The following is a 15,787-nucleotide window of genomic DNA, read 5'->3' on the forward strand; positions in this document are numbered from 1 at the left end:
AAAGGGAAGGAAACGCTCACGGCAGCAGCGCGGCAAAAGCCGTTGTCATCGCCATGGCAAGGCCTTGCGCAGTGCGCTCGCACAGCAGCGCCGCCACGCCGCGCTGCTCGGCAAAGTCCAGGCCCTCGCGCGGCCCCAGCACGGTGAGCACGGTGGCCAGGGCGTCGGCTTGCATGCATTCGGCATGCAGCACGGTGACGCTGGTCAGGCCATGCGCCACGGGCTCGCCGCTGCGCGGATCGATGGTGTGGGAGTAGCGGCGCCCACCCTGCTCGAAGGCATGCCAGTGGTCGCCCGAGGTGGCGATGGCCATGTCGCGCAGCGGCAGCGCCAGCGGCGTGGACGGGTCCGCCATGCTGGCCACGGCCACGCGCCAGGGCTGGTTGCCAGGGCGCTGACCGCAGGCACGCAGCTCGCCGCCCACCTCGACGAGGAAATCGGTATGGCCCAGCGCCTGCAGGCGCTCGGCGACCAGGTCCACCGAATAGCCTTTGGCGATGCCGCTGAAGTCCACATGGACGGCGCCGGGCTGCAGCGCGCGCCGGCCCGCCAGGTCCAGCACGATGCGCTGGTAGCCCACGCGCTCGCGCACCCGCCGCAGCGCATCGGCATCGGGGATGCCGGCGCCCTGCGCCTTTTCCGCACGCGGGCCGAAGCCCCACAGATCAACCAGCGGCCCCACGGTAGGATCCCAGGCGCCGCCGCTGGCCTGTGCCCACTCGAGTGCACAGGTCAGCACGGTGAAGAATTCGGGCGGCAGTGCATGCCAGCTGCCGGGCTCGGCGCGGTTGAAGCGCGAGATGTCGGAGCCGGCTTCCCAGTTGCTCATCTGGCGCACGACCAGGGCCAGTGCAGCCTCTATGGCCTGGCACGCCTCATCGAGCGGGCGGAAATCCGGGTTGTGCAGGCGCACGCTCCAGGTCGTGCCCATGGCCTCGCCGGTGAGCGTTTGCAGCGCGGCGGGGTCTGCCCGCCGCACCGCCTGCGGCGCGTAGCCGGAGACGGCAAAGGACGCCGCGCCTGTGGACACAGGCGCGGCAAGGCCCCGGCCTGCGCTGCCCTGCAACAGGGCGGGCGCGAAGCTCACGCGCACGGGCGTGGGCGCAGACGGAGCCCCGGGTGGGGACGCAAGGCTCAGGGCAGCACCTCGAACGTGCCCACGTAGGACAGGCGGCGCTCCTTGGCCTGGGGCAGCGATGTCTTGCTGTCCTGGGCATCGGCATCCACCCAGTACATGCCGGCGGTGGGCCAGGTCACGCTGAACTCGCCCTTGGCGTCGGTCGTGGCCTTGATCTCGCCCTTGTTGTCGCGGTAGCGCGTGGCGCCGGGCACCAGCACGACTTCCAGGTTGGCGGCGGGCTTGCCGTCCACATGGAAGGCGAAGGTGGCCTTCTCGCCCTTGACCAGGTCGTTGGGATGGGTCACGGGCACCAGCTCCAGCCCCTTGCCGGAAGGCTTGACGGCGCTGGGCTTGCCCACGGTCACGAAGGTCTCGATGCGGCCCACGGACTGGGTCACCTTCAGGTCCTGCGCGTCGGCGGGCACATCGGCGGCGAACTTCTCGGGCGAGCCGCGCCAGCGGCGGTTCTGGCCCGTGGACTTGTCCTTCCAGGAGGCAAACAGGCCGTCGTTGACGATGGCCAGGCGGTAGGTGCCGCTTTGCTGCAGGTCCAGGTCGAACACGCTGCGCAGCTTGCCGCGATGGGCATTCTGCGGCGCGACGGCCGAGCCGTCCGGCGCCGAGACAACGAGGTTGTCCAGGCCCAGCGGCACGTGGTTGAAGAAGAACAGGTCGTTGGAGACAGCGGCATCCACCGTGATCCATTCGGCCTTGGACAGCACCGTGGTCGAGGGCAGCAGCCACAGGTTGTGGGCCTGGGCGGCCTGGAAGGCGCCGCAGGCAATGGCGAGGCTGGCAGCCAGACGGACGGCAAAGCGGGTCTTGGACTTCATGAAAAATCTCCTTGGTTCGTGGATGGGTCTGGCACGTGCAGCGATGGCGTCGTCCCCCTCGTGAGGGGGAAGGCGCACAGCGCCTCGGCGGCTTTCAATTTCAAGGCTTGAGTTCGACGCTGATCTCGCCCAGCTCGCTGCTGCCCTTGGCGCTCAGTTGCTCGGCCTTGGCCGCGGGCCACTTGAAGGGCACGGTGACCACTTCGCGGCCGCCGACTTCGCGCGCGGCCTCGACCACGAGCTTGTATTCACCGGGCGGCAGCTTGGCGAAGGGATTGGAGCCTTCGGTGAAACTCAGCTGGTGCTTGCCCACGGGACGCGTGGGGCTGGTCACGCCATCGATCGGCAACGTCAGGTCACGGCCCGTGCGGCGCCACCACTGGCGCATGTCCTTGAGCCACTTCGTGCCTTCGGCATTGCGCATCTTCACGTCATACCAGACCGACAGCGTGGAGGCCACCGAGGCGTCGGCGCGCTCGATCCACACGGCCACGTAGGGGCGGTGGTATTCGGCGACATCCAGGCGCGGAATTTCCACGCCCACGTTCAGGCCGGCGGCAAAGACCGGGACCGCGCCCAGGCAGGCGCCAAGCGCCATGGTGTAGCGCAGAGAGAAGTGCGGATTCATTGGCAAGGCTCTTTCGGTTCTCAGTGGATCAACAGGAGGGCCAGCAGCATGGGAATCACCAGCCCCATGCCGACCATGGGCCAGGTGAAGGGGCGGTTGCCTGCATGCATCTTCAGGATGAACAGGCCCGTGACGGTGAACACCAGGCAGGCTGCGGCAAAGATGTCGATGAACCAGCTCCAGGCGGCGCCCGTGTTGCGGCCCTTGTGCAGGTCGTTCAGATAGGCGATCCAGCCCCGGTCGGTGCGCTCGTATTCGGCCTCGCCATCGGCCAGGGCAACGCGCACCCAGGCATCGCCGCCAGGGCGTGGCAGGGAGACATAGAGTTCGTCGGCCGTCCATTCGGCTTCGCGGCCCTCGGCTTCAAGGCCCCACTGGCCGCGCACCCAGTCCGCAAACGGCGCAGGCACGGGCGCCCGGTCGCGCGGCTGGCTGGCCTGCTGCTGGACCAACTGCACGCGCAGCGCATCGGGCAATGCCGCCTCGCCCCGCACGATGCGCGGCTTGGACTCGATCTGCCCCGCATGGTTGAGCGTGAACCCCGTGACGGCGAACAGCAGCATGCCGATCAGGCACAGCGCGGAGCTGACCCAGTGCCACTCGTGCAGTGTCTTGAGCCAGTAGGAACGGCGCCGAGGGTCCGGTTTGGGGGATGTCATCGCAACAGAAAAAGGCGGCAGCGCCACGCGGCGTCAACCATCACGGATGGCGGGCACGGGAGCCCAGGAAAGGAAAGGCCCGGGGATTCTACCGTCCACAAATAAGAATTGATCGCATTTACACAAGCTTTACCGGCTTAATCGTGCGCCACGCCAAGGCGGTGCCAGCATCACCCAAAGTAAAATAAGAATGCTTATCACTTGCATCCCCTCTCTTCACCCTTCGTGTCCTGTCCCGCCGTGACTCCCCACCAGGCCCTTGCCCATCTCTACCAGCAGCACCATGGCTGGCTGCGCACCTGGCTGCAGCGCCGGCTGGGCCATGCAGGCGATGCGGCAGATTTCGCACAGGACACCTACGTGCGCGTGATGGAGTCCCGCACCGAACTGTCCGAGATCCGGGAGCCCCGCGCCTTCCTCACCACGGTGGCCAAGCGCGTGATGGCCAACCACCTGCGCCGCCGAGAAATTGAACGAGCCTATCTGGACACGCTGGCGCTGCAGCCCGAGCCGCTGGCGCCCTCGCCCGAGGAACGCGCCATCGTGCTGGAGACGCTGTGCGAGCTGGACCGCCTGCTCGACGGCCTGCCGCCCAAGGTGCGCGCGGCCTTTTTGCACGCCCAGCTGGACGGCATGGCCTATGCCGAGATCGCGTTGCTGCTGCAGGTCTCGGTCAGCTCGGTCAAGCAGTACATGGCGCGCGCCATCCGGCATTGCTACTTCCCGGAACATGCGGCATGACACAGCGCTGCGCTGCCGGGCGCGTCCATGGTGCCGATGGCTCCACCCATAGTGCCGACCCCGCGCTGCCGCCTGACGTGGTCCACAGCGCCGTGGACTGGCTGGTGCAGCTGTGGTCAGGCGAGTGCACAGAGGAACAACGCGCGCAATGGCTGGACTGGCGCGCGGCCCATCCGCTGCATGAGCGGGCCTGGCAGCGCATCGAGGCCACGAATGCGCGGCTCAGGCTGCCTGACGCACGCCCGGACAGCGGTCCCCTCAATGGACCCCTTGCCACGGCCACGCTGGCGCGCAGCCTCAAGACCGCCCAGGCACGCCGCCGCCTGCTGGCCAGCGTCGCTGGCCTGGCCGGCGCAGGTGCTGCGGCATGGACTGCGCATGAGCGCCTGCCGTGGCAGGCCTGGAATGCCGATGTCAGCACCGCCAAGGGCGAGCGGCGCTCCCTGCGGTTGCCCGATGGCACGCAGCTGCTGCTCAACACCGAGACGTCCGTGGACCTTGCCTTCGACGACCAGCTGCGCCGCGTGCTGCTGTTGCGCGGCGAGCTGATGGTCACCACCGCCCATGACACGGCCCAGCCCGCGCGCCCCTTTGTGGTGGACACGCCCGCGGGCAGGCTGCGCGCCCTGGGCACGCGTTTCACGGTGCGCCATGACATGGAGACTGCGGATACGCGCGTGGCCGTTTTCGAGGGTGCGGTCGAGGCCCGCAGTCGCACGGGCGAGTTGCTGCGTGTCGACAGCGGCGAAGCCGCAAGGCTCAGTGCCACGCAGGCGCTGCCGGCCGGCGCGGCCGGCGAGGGGCCGGGCTGGGACGAAGGCGTGCTCGTGGCCTCGGACATGCGCCTGGACCGCTTCATCGACGAACTGCGCCGCTACCGACCCGGGCTGATCACGCTGGCACCCGAGGTGGCCGGGTTGCGCCTGTCGGGCGTCTTCCCGCTCGCCGATACGGACCGCATCCTGCAGTCCCTGGTACAGGTGCTGCCCGTGCGCATCCATGTGCCGGTGCGCTACTGGGTGCGCATAGGTCCGGCATGAAGAAAAGGCGGCGGGACAACCCGGCCCGGTGACATCGGTCTGTACCTTTTCCCATCTCGCGTGACAAGCAGGGGAGAGGCGCTTTGCGGCGCCATGTTTCCTCCCTGATCCAAAGACCGCACCAACATGTCCGACCTCCATCACCAGCGCCGCCTCGCTACCGCGGCGGCACGCGTCCTCCGCCCCGCGCAGCCTGCGCCCGTGTTCCACCTGTCCGCATTGACCCTGGCCCTGGCCGCCGCACTGGCCAGCCTGTCCGCCCTGCCCTTGCCCGCGAATGCCCAGGGCCAGGCCCAGGCCCAGACAGGTACCGAGCGCACCCAGGCCTACGACATTCCGGCAGGACCGCTGGAGGCCGCGCTCACGCGCTTCGCCAAGGCCTCGGGCGTGCTGCTGGCCTATACGCCCGAGCTGGTGCGCGATCTGCAAAGCCCGGGCCTGCAGGGCAGCCATGCGCCGGCCGAGGCGCTGACCCGCCTGCTGGCGGGCTCGGGCCTGGCGGCCGCGACCTCGGGCAACGGCGGCTATACGCTGCGCCGCTCGCAGGCATCGCCTGCGTCCTCGACAGCGCCTGCCGCATCAGCCGTGGGCGCCACCACGCTGGGCGAGGTGCACGTCACCGCCAAGGCCGAGGTCGGCAGCGCCACGGAAGGCACGGGCGCCTACACCGCGACCGGACCCAGCAGCACGGCCACGGGCCTGGGCCTGTCGCTGCGCGAGACGCCGCAGTCGGTGAGCGTGATGACGCGCCAGCGCATGGACGACTTCAAGCTGGAGACGCTGACCGACGTGCTGGAGCAGACGCCCGGCGTGGCCGTGGTCCGCCAAAGCGAGATGACCACCTTCAACGTGCGCGGCTCCAGCGTCAACCTGCAGACCGATGGCAGCCGCCAGCTCACCAATGGCTGGGGCTGGAACACGCACATCATGTACTCGCTGGACGATCTGGCCGAGATCGACCGCGTTGAAGTGCTCAAGGGCTCGTCGGGCCTGATCAATGGCGACGGCGCCTACGGAGCCACGGTCAACCTGATCCGCAAGCGCCCCACGCGCGACTTCCAGGCCAGCGCAATGGCCAGCGCGGGCAGCTGGGGCACCTACCGTGCCGATGCCGACATTGCCGGTCCGCTGAACCAGGAAGGCAGCCTGCGCGGCCGCCTGGTGGCCTCGCGCAAGAGCGGCGACAGCTTCCGCGACCACCAGCACAGCAACAGCTCCATGCTGTACGGCACGCTGGAATACGACCTCACCCCCGACACCCTGCTGAGCGCCGGCATCACCTACCGCCAGCGCGAGCTGCGCGGCTCGGGCGGCACCACGCCCATCCAAGGCTACACGGGCACCGGCCAGTTCGTCGGCTGGATGCCGCGCTCGCTGAACATCGCCGCGCCCTGGTCGGGCTACGAGCAGGAGTCGCTCAACAGCTTCGCGCGCCTGGAGCACCGCTTTGCCAGCGGCTGGAAGGCCAAGCTGCAGATGTCGCATGAAGAGGTGAAGACGCCCGACATGCAGATCGGCCTGCTGCGCTACGCCCTGCCCAGCTCGGCCCAGTTCGCGGCCTACAAGGACATCGAGTCCCGCAACCAGAACATCAGCATCGACGTGCAGGGCCCGTTCACGCTGTTCGGCCGCCAGCATGAGTTGCTGGTGGGCGCGGGCGCCGCACGCAACCGCACCACGCTGCTGCGCGGCGCGCGCCCCGGCCTGGACCTGCCGCAGGTGGACTTCAGCCAGGGCGGCGCAGCCATCCCGGCGCCAGCGGACAACATCCCCTATTCCAGCGACCTGTTCAGCAACAAGCGCAGCTATCTCTACAGCGCGGCACGCTTCAATCTGGCCGATCCGCTGAAGCTGATCGCCGGCCTGCGCGTGACCAACTACGACCAGAAGGATGTGACCGACATCAGCTGGTACAACTACAACATGCGCGAGCACGGCGTGGTCACGCCCTATGCGGGCCTGGTGTATGACGTCAGCCCGAACATCTCGCTGTATGGCAGCTACGCCAGCATCTTCAAGGCGCAAAGCGCCAAGGATCTGCAGGAACGCACCCTGCCGCCCGAGGAGGGCCTGACCTACGAGATCGGCGCCAAGGGCGAATTCTTCGACAAGCGGTTGAACGCCAGCGTCGCCCATTTCTGGATGCGCACCGACAACACGGCCGTGGAAGACGGGCTCATGCCCAATGGCGACACGGCCTACCGCGCGGTCCAGGGCGCGCGCAGGCGCGGCTTCGAACTGGAACTGTCCGGCGAGCTGGCCAAGGGCTGGCAGGCCCAGGGCAGCTACGTGACCATCAACAGCAATCTGGACAACGCCGCCACCAGCCCGCGCCACCAGTTCAAGCTGGGCACCACCTACCGCTTCGCGCAGGGCGCGCTGTCCGGCCTGACCGTGGGCGGCGCCGCGCGCTGGCAAAGCGCCATCTCCACGAGCCGCGGCGCCGCCACGCTGCGCCAGGACGCCTACTGGGTGATGGACCTGATGGCGCGCTACCAGATCAACCGCCATCTCAGCATCGCGGCCAACGTCAACAACCTGTTCGACAAGCACTATTTCTCGGGCGTGACCAACTTCAATGCCCAGGGCCTGTACTACACCTGGGGCGCGCCGCGCAGCGTCAACGTGAGCATGCGTTACGACTTCTGAGCGCTGAGGGACCGCACCGGCCCAGAGATCACAGAGCCGCGCGGGCCGGACTGCGCTGTACTGTGTTGTGTCAAGCAGCTGACGCACATGCTTACATAATCTGCTTTTCTGATTCATTTGCGCCCACAATGGCGCGCGAACCCGATTGGAGACTGCATGCGCCTTCCGAGCTTTTCGCAAACCGCCGCCAACGCCGCCCATACCGCCGCCCATACCGCCGCCCATACCGCCGATGGAACGCGCCAGAACCGCCGCCAGATGCTGGCCCAGGGCGCTGCCCTGGCCATGCTGTGCTCTCCTCTGGCCCATGCCGCACCGCCAGCGGCAGCACCTGCAGCCCATGCGCCACGGGCGGCCGGCAGCGCCCAGCGCGTGGCGACCAGCCTGCGCATCGTCATTCCAGCCAATGCCGGCGGCGGCTGGGACCAGACCGGCCGCGCATTGGGCGCGGCCCTGGTGGCCAGCGGCGCGGCCGAGCGCGTGGAGTATGAAAACGTGGGCGGCAAGGGAGGCACCATCGGCCTGGCCCAGTTTGCCGAGCGCCATGGCAAGGACCCCGACGCCTTGCTGATCGGCGGCATGGTGATGGTCGGCGCGGTGGCACTGCAAAAGCCGGCCGTCAACATGTCGCATGTGCAGCCGATTGCCCGCCTGACCAGCGACTACCTGGTCGTGGCCGTACCGGCCGACTCCCCCATCCGCAATGCCAAGGACCTGGTGGCCGCGCTGCGCAGCGACCTGGCCCACCAGTCGTTTGCGGGTGGCTCGGCCGGTGGCGTGGACCACATGTTCGCCGGCCTGCTCACGCGCGCGGCCAAGGCGGCGCCCGAGCAACTGGTCTACAAGCCCTTTCCTGGCGGCGCCCAGGTGGTGGAGGCCTTGCTCAAGGGCGATGCGCGCATGGGCGTGTCCGGCTACAGCGAGTTCAGCGAAGCCCTGGCCAGCGGCAAGCTGCGCGCCATCGGCGTGTCCTCGCGCCGCAGCCTGTTCGGCCTGCCCTCGTTCCGCGAGCAGGGGCTGGATGCGGACATGGCCAACTGGCGCGCCGTCTTCACCGGCAAGCAGGTCAGCGCCGCACGTGCCCAGGCCCTGCTGGGCGCCGTGGAGCAGGCCACGCAGCACGAGAGCTGGCAACGCGCCCTGCGCCAGAACCGCTGGGAGCCTTCCTGGCAGGCGGGCCGCGATTTCAACGGCTTTCTGGAGCTGGAGCACACCACGGCCAGCGTGATGACCTATCTGCTCAAACTCAAGAGCTGAGAAACCGCCGCGCAGCGGGCAGGCCACGTGGCGGGCCTGCAACACTGGCTTGGTCATACGCGTATTCCTCTAGCGTGGGGCATTGCCGCTGTGGGTTTTGAGCTACCAAACTTGTAGCAGAATGGATCCAGAGCTATAGTTCCCCGGGACTTGGCTCGGCGCGCGTCCCACCCGGACGCACCCGCCGGCTCACCCACACCATTGCGCAAGGAGAAGCGTCATGAGCTCCAAGGAAAACGCCGCCATCAACCAGCTGTTCGAGAAACTCGAATGCCGCTACGCGGTGCGCGTGCTGTGGGCGCTGCGGGACGGCCATCCTCAGACCTTTCGACTGCTCCAAGACAGCGTGGGCGGCATCACGCCCAACACGCTGAACACCCGCATCAAGGAGCTGCGCGAGTGCGGGCTGCTGGAGCATGGCTCCGACGGCTACACCGTGACGCTGGCCGGCCAGGACCTGCTCAAGCGCCTGTCCGATGTGCAGGCCTTTGCCAACCGCTGGGTGGCCGCGCGCGCCAAGAAGTGATGTCAGGCCGGGCGCGGCACCAGGCGCCACGGCCTCTTCCCGCGCAGGGCCACCGGCCCGCCGGGTCGTCTCCTTTCCCCCTTACCGTTTCTCTCTCAAGGAATACCACCATGGCTTTCACCACCACCGCATCCGGCCTGCAGTATGAAGACACCGTCGTGGGCGACGGCGCCGAAGCCCAGCGCGGCCGCAGCGTGACCGTGCACTACACGGGCTGGCTCTACAACAACGGCGTGCAGGGCGCCAAGTTCGACTCCAGCAAGGACCGCAACGATCCCTTCGTCTTCCCCCTGGGCGGCGGCATGGTGATCAAGGGCTGGGACGAAGGCGTGCAAGGCATGAAGGTGGGCGGCCAGCGCACCCTGATCATCCCGGCCGAGCTGGGCTATGGCGCCCGCGGCGCCGGCGGCGTGATCCCTCCCAATGCCACGCTGAAGTTCGACGTGGAGCTGCTGGCCGTCTGAGCCTGCACCCACGGATTCATGCAAGGGCAAGGTGCGAAGGCGCCTTGCCCTTTTTCATTGCCGCGCCGCCCCAAGGTGAAAAGCGCACCCTCGGCGAGCGTGCGGCCATTCCTCATTCAAGGTGCCTTGCCGAACAGCGCCTCGTGCAGCGGCAGGTAGCTGGCAGGACTGGCCGCCTCGCGCAGGCGCGGCGCCAGCGCCACCAGCTGGTCGTAACCCATGGCCGCTTCCACGGCAAGGTTGAGCCGGAACCCCTTCAGGCCCAGGTTGGCCGTGATGGCCACGGCCAGCGGATAGGCGTTGCGATAGCGCACGGCCAGCGATGGCTCGGACTGCGCGGGGGCATCGCCTGCCGAATCCGTGGACGAAGCCGCTGCAGCAGGCGCGGCAGGGACCGAAGGCACCGCGACGGCCACCACGCCCAGCCGGGGCTCGGCCGCGTCGCGCGGTGCCAGCCATTCGCGCTCCACCAGCGCCAGGATCTCGTCCTGCGTCACGCCCATGCCGGCGACGGCCTGCAGCACCTGCGCCAGGCTGCGTTGCCCGTCAAACAGCAAAAAGGCCGAGCGCAACCGGGGCGAGAGATCGGCATGGCGTTCCTTGAATGCCTGTTGGCCGGTGGACGTTTTCACAAAATGCATGGCGGACGGGATTCTCTGCAAGGGATCGGATCGGACACGGCTCGCAGCGTGTCATGAGCCTCCGGCTCCCAAAAGCGGGTTTTCCAGCACGCACGGGCTTCAGTGGGGCCGGCAATGATCCAGATCTGCCAAAAGCGCAAAAACGGGGCAGAAAATGGCCATCCTCCCGCCCGGCGGCCTCTGCCCGTCAGGACGCTTTTGCGGGCACGGAACGCGCCGGGGCCCGGCGGCGCGGGTCCAGGCAACTGACCAGCCAGGTCACCAGCAGGCCGGCCGGCACGCCGAAGACGCCCGATGAAATCGGCTGTATGCCCCACCACAGGCGCGCGTGCAGCGCTTCGGGCAGCACGGGCTGCAGTGCCGGCACATGCGAGACCATGTAGTACAGCGTGACGCCCAGCCCGGCCAGCATGCCGGCCACGGCGCCCCGGCGCGTGGTGCCACGCCAGAAGATGCCCAGCACCATGGCCGGCACGAAGGCCGAGGCCGCCAGCGAGAACGATGCCGTGACCATGGGCAGGATGTCCGAGGAACGGCGTGAGGCCACGAAGGCGGCCGACAGCGCCATCACCAGCAGCGCGAACTTGGACAGGATCACGCGCTGCTCGGGCGAGGCGCGGCGGCGGCGCTCGCGAAAGTACAGGTCGCGCACCAGCGCGTTGCTGATGGTCAGCAGCAGTCCATCGGCCGTGGACAGCGCCGCAGCCAGGCCGCCGGCCGCCACCAGGCCGGAGACCACGTAGGGCATGCCGCCCAGCTCGGGCGTGGCCAGCATGATGAGGTCGGCGCCCATGCGGATTTCGCCGAACTGCAGCACGCCGTCGCCGTTGACATCCTCCACGGCCAGCAAGGAGGCATCCACCCGGGCCCACTGCGCCATCCAGTTGGGCAGCTCGTCAAAGCGGATGCCCACGAGGTTGTTCATGACCTCGAACTTGACCAGCACGGCCAGGGCCGGCGCGCTCATGTACAGCACGCCGATGAAGAACAGCGTCCAGCCCACCGAGGCCCGCGCCCCCGACACCGAGGGCGCCGTGTAGTAGCGCGTGAGCAAATGCGGCAGGCCGGCCGTGCCGGCCATGAGGCAGAACATCAGCGCCAGGAAGTTGCGCCGGCTGTCCTCGTAGATCTGCTGCTCCTGGAGCGATCCGTCGGGGTTGCCGGCGAATGGCAGGCTGTGCAGCGGGATGCCGCCCAGCGGCTTCTCGCGCTCGCGCATTTCCTGCAGTTGGCGTGTCCACAGCGCGCGCGCGGCGGCTTCGTCGCGCGGCATGGCGGCCAGTTCGCGGCTGGCGGCCATGATGGCGCCGATATCGCCACTGCGCGTGCGCAGATCGCGTATGCGCTCGGCCAGCGCCTGGCGCTCGGCGGCCAGAACGCGCGGCACGTCCTTGAGCTTGTCCTCCAGCACCTCGGCGCGCAGGCGGTAGGCGGCGATCACCTCCTGCTCGGCCGGCGAGTCCAGCAGGCGCTGCTCCATCTCCGCAATCTGGCTGAGCTGGGCCGTATAGGCCAGCGGTGCCACGGGATTGCCCATCTGCCGGTAGGCCAGCCAGGACACGGGGATCAGAAAGGCCAGCAGGATCACCACGTACTGCGCGACCTGTGTCCAGGTGATGGCGCGCATGCCGCCCAGGAAGGAGCACAGCAGCACGCCGCCCAGGCCCAGCATGATGCCGATCTCGAACTGCACGCCCGTCAGCCGCGAGGCGATCAGCCCCACGCCGTAGATCTGCGCCACCACATAGGTGAACGAGCAGATCACGGCCGCCAGCGCCGCGATCACGCGCGGCCAGCGCCCGCCGTAGCGCTGCTGGAAGAAATCGGGAATGGTGTAGAGCTTCATCGCCCGCAGGTGCGGCGCGATCAGCATGGCGACCAGGCAAAAGCCGCCCGTCCAGCCCAGCAGGTAGGCCAGTCCGCCGGCCTGGCCCGGCACGCCGGCAAAGCCCTGCAGGTACAGCGCCCCCGACAGGCTGATGAACGAGGCCGCGCTGACCCAGTCCGCCGCAGCCGCCATGCCGTTGTAGAAGGGCGGAATGCGCCGGCCCGCGACGTAGTACTCCTCGGGGTCGCTGGTGCGCAGGTACACGCCGATGGCCGCATAGACCATGACGGTGAAGAACAGGAAGATGGGGCCTATCCAGTGGCGGGACAGGCCTTGCTGCTCGGCCCAGAACATGAGGGCCAGAAAACCCAGCACGCCCAGCGTGTACAGAGCCACGATGCGGTGCAGCCGCCAGTGGGAGGCCGCCGTCAGCGGTGCTCGCTCAGCCATGGCCGGGAGGCGATGGCGGTGCGGACGGTTGCGTATCGGCCGATGGGGATGCGGGAGCCGGTGCCGTCGCAAAAGCGGCCCGGGCCTCGCGGCGCTCGAAATGGTCCATGGACAGACAATAGACGATGACGATGGCCAGGAACATCAGGACTGCCCCCTGGGCCGCGAACCAGTAGGCCAGCGGCCAGTCGGGCATCAGCGCCTGCAGGTCGCGCGCGTAGTAGCAGGCGCCAAAGGAGACGGCCACCCAGACCGCGAACAGCACGGCCTTGAGCCACAGGTGGCGGATGTCGTGCAGGTCGGGGGCGAAGGTCTCGCCTTCGGACGGCCCCCCGACCGCGTCGTCATGCAAGTGCGCTTTCGGCGTATGCATGGCGACGCTGCCAGCCCTTACTGCGCCAGGCGCTGCCAGGTGGCGACCACGCTGTCGGGATTCAGCGAGATGGAGGCAATGCCTTCGTCAGCCAGCCATTGGGCGAAGTCCGGGTGGTCCGAAGGGCCCTGGCCGCAGATGCCCACGTACTTGCCCTGGTCCAGGCAGGCCTTGATGGCGCGCGACAGCATCTTGCGCACGGCGGGGTCGCGCTCGTCGAAGTCGGCAGCCAGCAGCTCCAGGCCGGAGTCGCGGTCCAGGCCCAGCGTCAGCTGGGTCAGGTCGTTGGAGCCGATGGAGAAGCCGTCGAAGAACTCGAGGAACTCGTCGGCCAGGATGGCGTTGGAGGGCACCTCGCACATCATGATGAGCTTGAGTTCGTTGTCGCCGCGCTTGAGGCCGTTGGCCGCCAGCAGCTGGGTGACGCGCTCGGCCTGCTTGAGCGTGCGCACGAAGGGAATCATGATCTGCACGTTGGTCAGGCCCATGTCCTCGCGCACGCGGCGCAGTGCCTCGCACTCCATGCGGAAGGCCTCGCCGAAGTCCTCGGAGATGTAGCGCGCGGCGCCACGGAAGCCCAGCATGGGGTTCTCTTCCTCGGGCTCGTAGCGGCTGCCGCCGATGAGCTTGCGGTACTCGTTGGACTTGAAGTCCGACATGCGCACGATGACGGGCTTGGGCCAGAAGGCGGCGGCAATCGTGGCCACGCCTTCGGCAACCTTGTCCACATAGAAGGCACGGGGCGAGGCATGGCCGCGGGCCACGGACTCGACGGCCTTCTTGAGGTCGGCATCGACGGCGGGGTAGTCCAGGATGGCCTTGGGGTGCACGCCGATGTTGTTGTTGATGATGAACTCCAGGCGGGCCAGGCCCACGCCCTCGTTGGGCAGCTGGGCGAAGTCGAAGGCCAGCTGGGGGTTGCCCACGTTCATCATGATCTTGGTCTTGATGGCGGGCATCTCGCCACGCTGCACTTCGGTGATCTCGGTCTCGATCAGGCCGTCGTAGATCTTGCCGGTATCGCCTTCGGCGCAGCTGACGGTGACCAGGGTGCCGTCCTTGAGCAGGTCGGTGGCGTTGCCGCAGCCGACCACGGCCGGAATGCCCAGTTCGCGCGCAATGATGGCCGCGTGGCAGGTACGGCCGCCACGGTTGGTGACGATGGCCGAGGCGCGCTTCATCACCGGCTCCCAGTTGGGATCGGTCATGTCGGTCACCAGCACGTCGCCGGGCTGGACCTGGTCCATGTTGGCGATGTCATTGACCAGGCGCACGGGACCCGTGCCGATCTTCTGGCCAATGGCGCGGCCTTCGGCCAGCACATTGCCCGTGCCCTTGAGGGCGTAGCGCTGCTCGGCCTGGCCCTTGGCCTGGCTCTTCACGGTCTCGGGGCGGGCCTGCAGGATGTAGAGCTGGCCGTCCGTGCCGTCCTTGCCCCACTCGATGTCCATGGGGCGGCCATAGTGCTGCTCGATGACCAGGGCATAGTGGGCCAGCTGCTGCACGTCCTCGTCGGACAGCGAGTAGCGGTTGCGCAGCTCATGGGCGACGTCGGTGGTCTTGACCAGCTTGCCGCTGGCGGCCTTTTCCTCGGGCGAGGCAAAGACCATCTGGATCAGCTTGGAGCCCAGGTTGCGGCGGATCAGGGCCTTCTTGCCGGCCTTGAGCATGGGCTTGTGCACATAGAACTCGTCAGGATTGACGGCGCCCTGCACCACGGTCTCGCCCAGGCCGTAGCTGGAGGTGATGAAGACGACTTCCTCGAAGCCCGATTCGGTGTCGATGGTGAACATCACGCCGGCCGCGCCCAGGTCGGAACGCACCATGCGCTGCACGCCGGCCGACAGGGCCACCACGTCGTGGGCAAAGCCCTTGTGCACGCGGTAGGAGATGGCGCGGTCGTTGTACAGCGAGGCGAACACTTCCTTCATCTTGTGCAGCACCGACTCGATGCCCACCACGTTCAGGAAGGTTTCCTGCTGGCCGGCGAACGAAGCGTCGGGCAGGTCTTCGGCCGTGGCCGAGGAGCGCACGGCGAACGAGGCTGCCTCGTTGCCGCCCTGCAGGCGCACGAATTCCTCGCGGATGGCCTGCTCCAGATCGGCCGGGAAGGGCTGGTTCTCGACCAGGGCACGGATTTCGGCACCGACCTGGGCCAGGGCGCGGACATCTTCCACGTCCAGGGCGGCCAGCTTGGCGCTGATCTTGTCGGCCAGGCCGTCGTGGGCCAGGAACTGGCGGAAGGCGTGGGCCGTGGTGGCAAAGCCCGTGGGAACGCGCACGCCTTGCGGCAGCTGCGAGATCATTTCGCCGAGCGAGGCGTTCTTGCCGCCTACGGACTCGACATCGGTCATCCTCAGTTGTTCAAACGGAACGACGAGGGCGGTGGCCTCGAACAGTTGAGACATGGGAAAGCTCCAGAAGTTGAAAACCGTCGTGCGCCGCCCCGGCTGCCAAAGCCGGGCACGGTCGATCCATCCACGCAGGCATGCGCGAGGCTTTGCTGTTCTGGTTGGAGGCCGGCAGCGAGCATGGATGGGAAATTGGGAATAATGGGCGCCATTGTAGGCGTTTGCCG

14 protein-coding genes are annotated in these 15,787 nt (G+C 68.0%); 6 read left to right on the forward strand and 8 right to left on the reverse strand.

All coding sequences use genetic code 11. From position 1 onward, the window contains the following. Positions 1-16 precede the first annotated feature (16 nt). The 4 genes from ACM14_RS09680 to ACM14_RS09695 all read right to left on the reverse strand — a co-directional run bounded on the left by ACM14_RS09680 (position 17) and on the right by ACM14_RS09695 (position 3,240). Positions 17-1,093, reverse strand: coding sequence for an FAD:protein FMN transferase (locus ACM14_RS09680; RefSeq protein WP_065346037.1), 1,077 nt, complete (start codon positions 1,091-1,093; stop codon positions 17-19). A gap of 41 nt (positions 1,094-1,134) precedes the next feature. Beyond that, complete coding sequence (locus ACM14_RS09685) at positions 1,135-1,953, reverse strand: DUF4198 domain-containing protein (RefSeq protein WP_065346038.1); 819 nt, start codon at positions 1,951-1,953, stop codon at positions 1,135-1,137. Positions 1,954-2,053: 100 nt separating this feature from the next. Next, positions 2,054-2,581, reverse strand: a complete 528-nt coding sequence (locus ACM14_RS09690) for a DUF2271 domain-containing protein (protein ID WP_013801141.1) — start codon at positions 2,579-2,581, stop codon at positions 2,054-2,056. Between the two features lie 20 nt (positions 2,582-2,601). Next, positions 2,602-3,240, reverse strand: coding sequence for a PepSY-associated TM helix domain-containing protein (locus ACM14_RS09695; protein ID WP_013801140.1), 639 nt, complete (start codon positions 3,238-3,240; stop codon positions 2,602-2,604). 201 nt (positions 3,241-3,441) lie between these two features. Between ACM14_RS09695 and ACM14_RS09700 the strand changes: the two genes are divergently transcribed. From ACM14_RS09700 to ACM14_RS09725, 6 genes are all read left to right on the forward strand, one after another. Then, positions 3,442-3,981, forward strand: coding sequence for a sigma-70 family RNA polymerase sigma factor (locus ACM14_RS09700; RefSeq protein WP_269447109.1), 540 nt, complete (start codon positions 3,442-3,444; stop codon positions 3,979-3,981). Then, entirely contained in the window at positions 3,978-5,021 is a 1,044-nt protein-coding gene (locus tag ACM14_RS09705; protein WP_065346039.1) for a FecR domain-containing protein, read from the forward strand. The genes ACM14_RS09700 and ACM14_RS09705 overlap by 4 nt, the downstream gene beginning before the upstream one ends. 126 nt (positions 5,022-5,147) lie before the next feature. After that, positions 5,148-7,670: a TonB-dependent siderophore receptor gene (locus ACM14_RS09710; protein ID WP_084027343.1), complete on the forward strand. Its 2,523-nt coding sequence runs from the start codon at positions 5,148-5,150 to the stop codon at positions 7,668-7,670. A 156-nt stretch (positions 7,671-7,826) separates the two neighbouring features. Beyond that, on the forward strand, positions 7,827-8,927 hold the full coding sequence (locus tag ACM14_RS09715) for a tripartite tricarboxylate transporter substrate binding protein (RefSeq protein WP_065346040.1): 1,101 nt from the start codon (positions 7,827-7,829) through the stop codon (positions 8,925-8,927). 220 nt (positions 8,928-9,147) lie between these two features. After that, a complete protein-coding gene (locus ACM14_RS09720; RefSeq protein WP_065346041.1) occupies positions 9,148-9,453 on the forward strand; it encodes a helix-turn-helix domain-containing protein in 306 nt (101 codons plus the stop codon). Positions 9,454-9,563: 110 nt separating this feature from the next. Next, positions 9,564-9,917, forward strand: a complete 354-nt coding sequence (locus ACM14_RS09725; protein WP_012206859.1) for an FKBP-type peptidyl-prolyl cis-trans isomerase — start codon at positions 9,564-9,566, stop codon at positions 9,915-9,917. Positions 9,918-10,033: 116 nt separating this feature from the next. Here the strand turns inward: ACM14_RS09725 and ACM14_RS09730 are convergent, their stop codons facing one another. From ACM14_RS09730 to ppsA, 4 genes are all read right to left on the reverse strand, one after another. Continuing rightward, a complete protein-coding gene (locus ACM14_RS09730) occupies positions 10,034-10,558 on the reverse strand; it encodes a hypothetical protein (protein WP_065346042.1) in 525 nt (174 codons plus the stop codon). A 187-nt stretch (positions 10,559-10,745) separates the two neighbouring features. Then, positions 10,746-12,836, reverse strand: a complete 2,091-nt coding sequence (locus tag ACM14_RS09735; protein ID WP_065346043.1) for a VC_2705 family sodium/solute symporter — start codon at positions 12,834-12,836, stop codon at positions 10,746-10,748. Beyond that, positions 12,829-13,209: a DUF4212 domain-containing protein gene (locus tag ACM14_RS09740; RefSeq protein WP_012206862.1), complete on the reverse strand. Its 381-nt coding sequence runs from the start codon at positions 13,207-13,209 to the stop codon at positions 12,829-12,831. Before ACM14_RS09740 ends, ACM14_RS09735 begins: the two co-directional genes overlap by 8 nt. A gap of 17 nt (positions 13,210-13,226) precedes the next feature. Continuing rightward, positions 13,227-15,617: a phosphoenolpyruvate synthase gene (gene ppsA, locus ACM14_RS09745; protein WP_012206863.1), complete on the reverse strand. Its 2,391-nt coding sequence runs from the start codon at positions 15,615-15,617 to the stop codon at positions 13,227-13,229. Positions 15,618-15,787: the final 170 nt, after the last annotated feature.

The organism is Delftia sp. JD2, assembly GCF_001682645.1.
GTDB lineage: Bacteria > Pseudomonadota > Gammaproteobacteria > Burkholderiales > Burkholderiaceae_C > Comamonas > Comamonas acidovorans.

What these genes read in the sequence shown, in the direction of transcription:
- ACM14_RS09715 (WP_065346040.1), top strand. Translation starts at nt 7,827, where the DNA reads ATGCGCCTTCCGAGCTTTTCGCAAACCGCCGCCAACGCCGCCCATACC.
- ACM14_RS09720 (WP_065346041.1), top strand. Translation starts at nt 9,148, where the DNA reads ATGAGCTCCAAGGAAAACGCCGCCATCAACCAGCTGTTCGAGAAACTC.
- ACM14_RS09740 (WP_012206862.1), bottom strand. Translation starts at nt 13,209, where the DNA reads ATGCATACGCCGAAAGCGCACTTGCATGACGACGCGGTCGGGGGGCCG.
- ACM14_RS09690 (WP_013801141.1), bottom strand. Translation starts at nt 2,581, where the DNA reads ATGAATCCGCACTTCTCTCTGCGCTACACCATGGCGCTTGGCGCCTGC.
- ACM14_RS09725 (WP_012206859.1), top strand. Translation starts at nt 9,564, where the DNA reads ATGGCTTTCACCACCACCGCATCCGGCCTGCAGTATGAAGACACCGTC.
- ppsA (WP_012206863.1), bottom strand. Translation starts at nt 15,617, where the DNA reads ATGTCTCAACTGTTCGAGGCCACCGCCCTCGTCGTTCCGTTTGAACAA.
- ACM14_RS09730 (WP_065346042.1), bottom strand. Translation starts at nt 10,558, where the DNA reads ATGCATTTTGTGAAAACGTCCACCGGCCAACAGGCATTCAAGGAACGC.
- ACM14_RS09710 (WP_084027343.1), top strand. Translation starts at nt 5,148, where the DNA reads ATGTCCGACCTCCATCACCAGCGCCGCCTCGCTACCGCGGCGGCACGC.
- ACM14_RS09705 (WP_065346039.1), top strand. Translation starts at nt 3,978, where the DNA reads ATGACACAGCGCTGCGCTGCCGGGCGCGTCCATGGTGCCGATGGCTCC.
- ACM14_RS09735 (WP_065346043.1), bottom strand. Translation starts at nt 12,836, where the DNA reads ATGGCTGAGCGAGCACCGCTGACGGCGGCCTCCCACTGGCGGCTGCAC.
- ACM14_RS09685 (WP_065346038.1), bottom strand. Translation starts at nt 1,953, where the DNA reads ATGAAGTCCAAGACCCGCTTTGCCGTCCGTCTGGCTGCCAGCCTCGCC.
- ACM14_RS09695 (WP_013801140.1), bottom strand. Translation starts at nt 3,240, where the DNA reads ATGACATCCCCCAAACCGGACCCTCGGCGCCGTTCCTACTGGCTCAAG.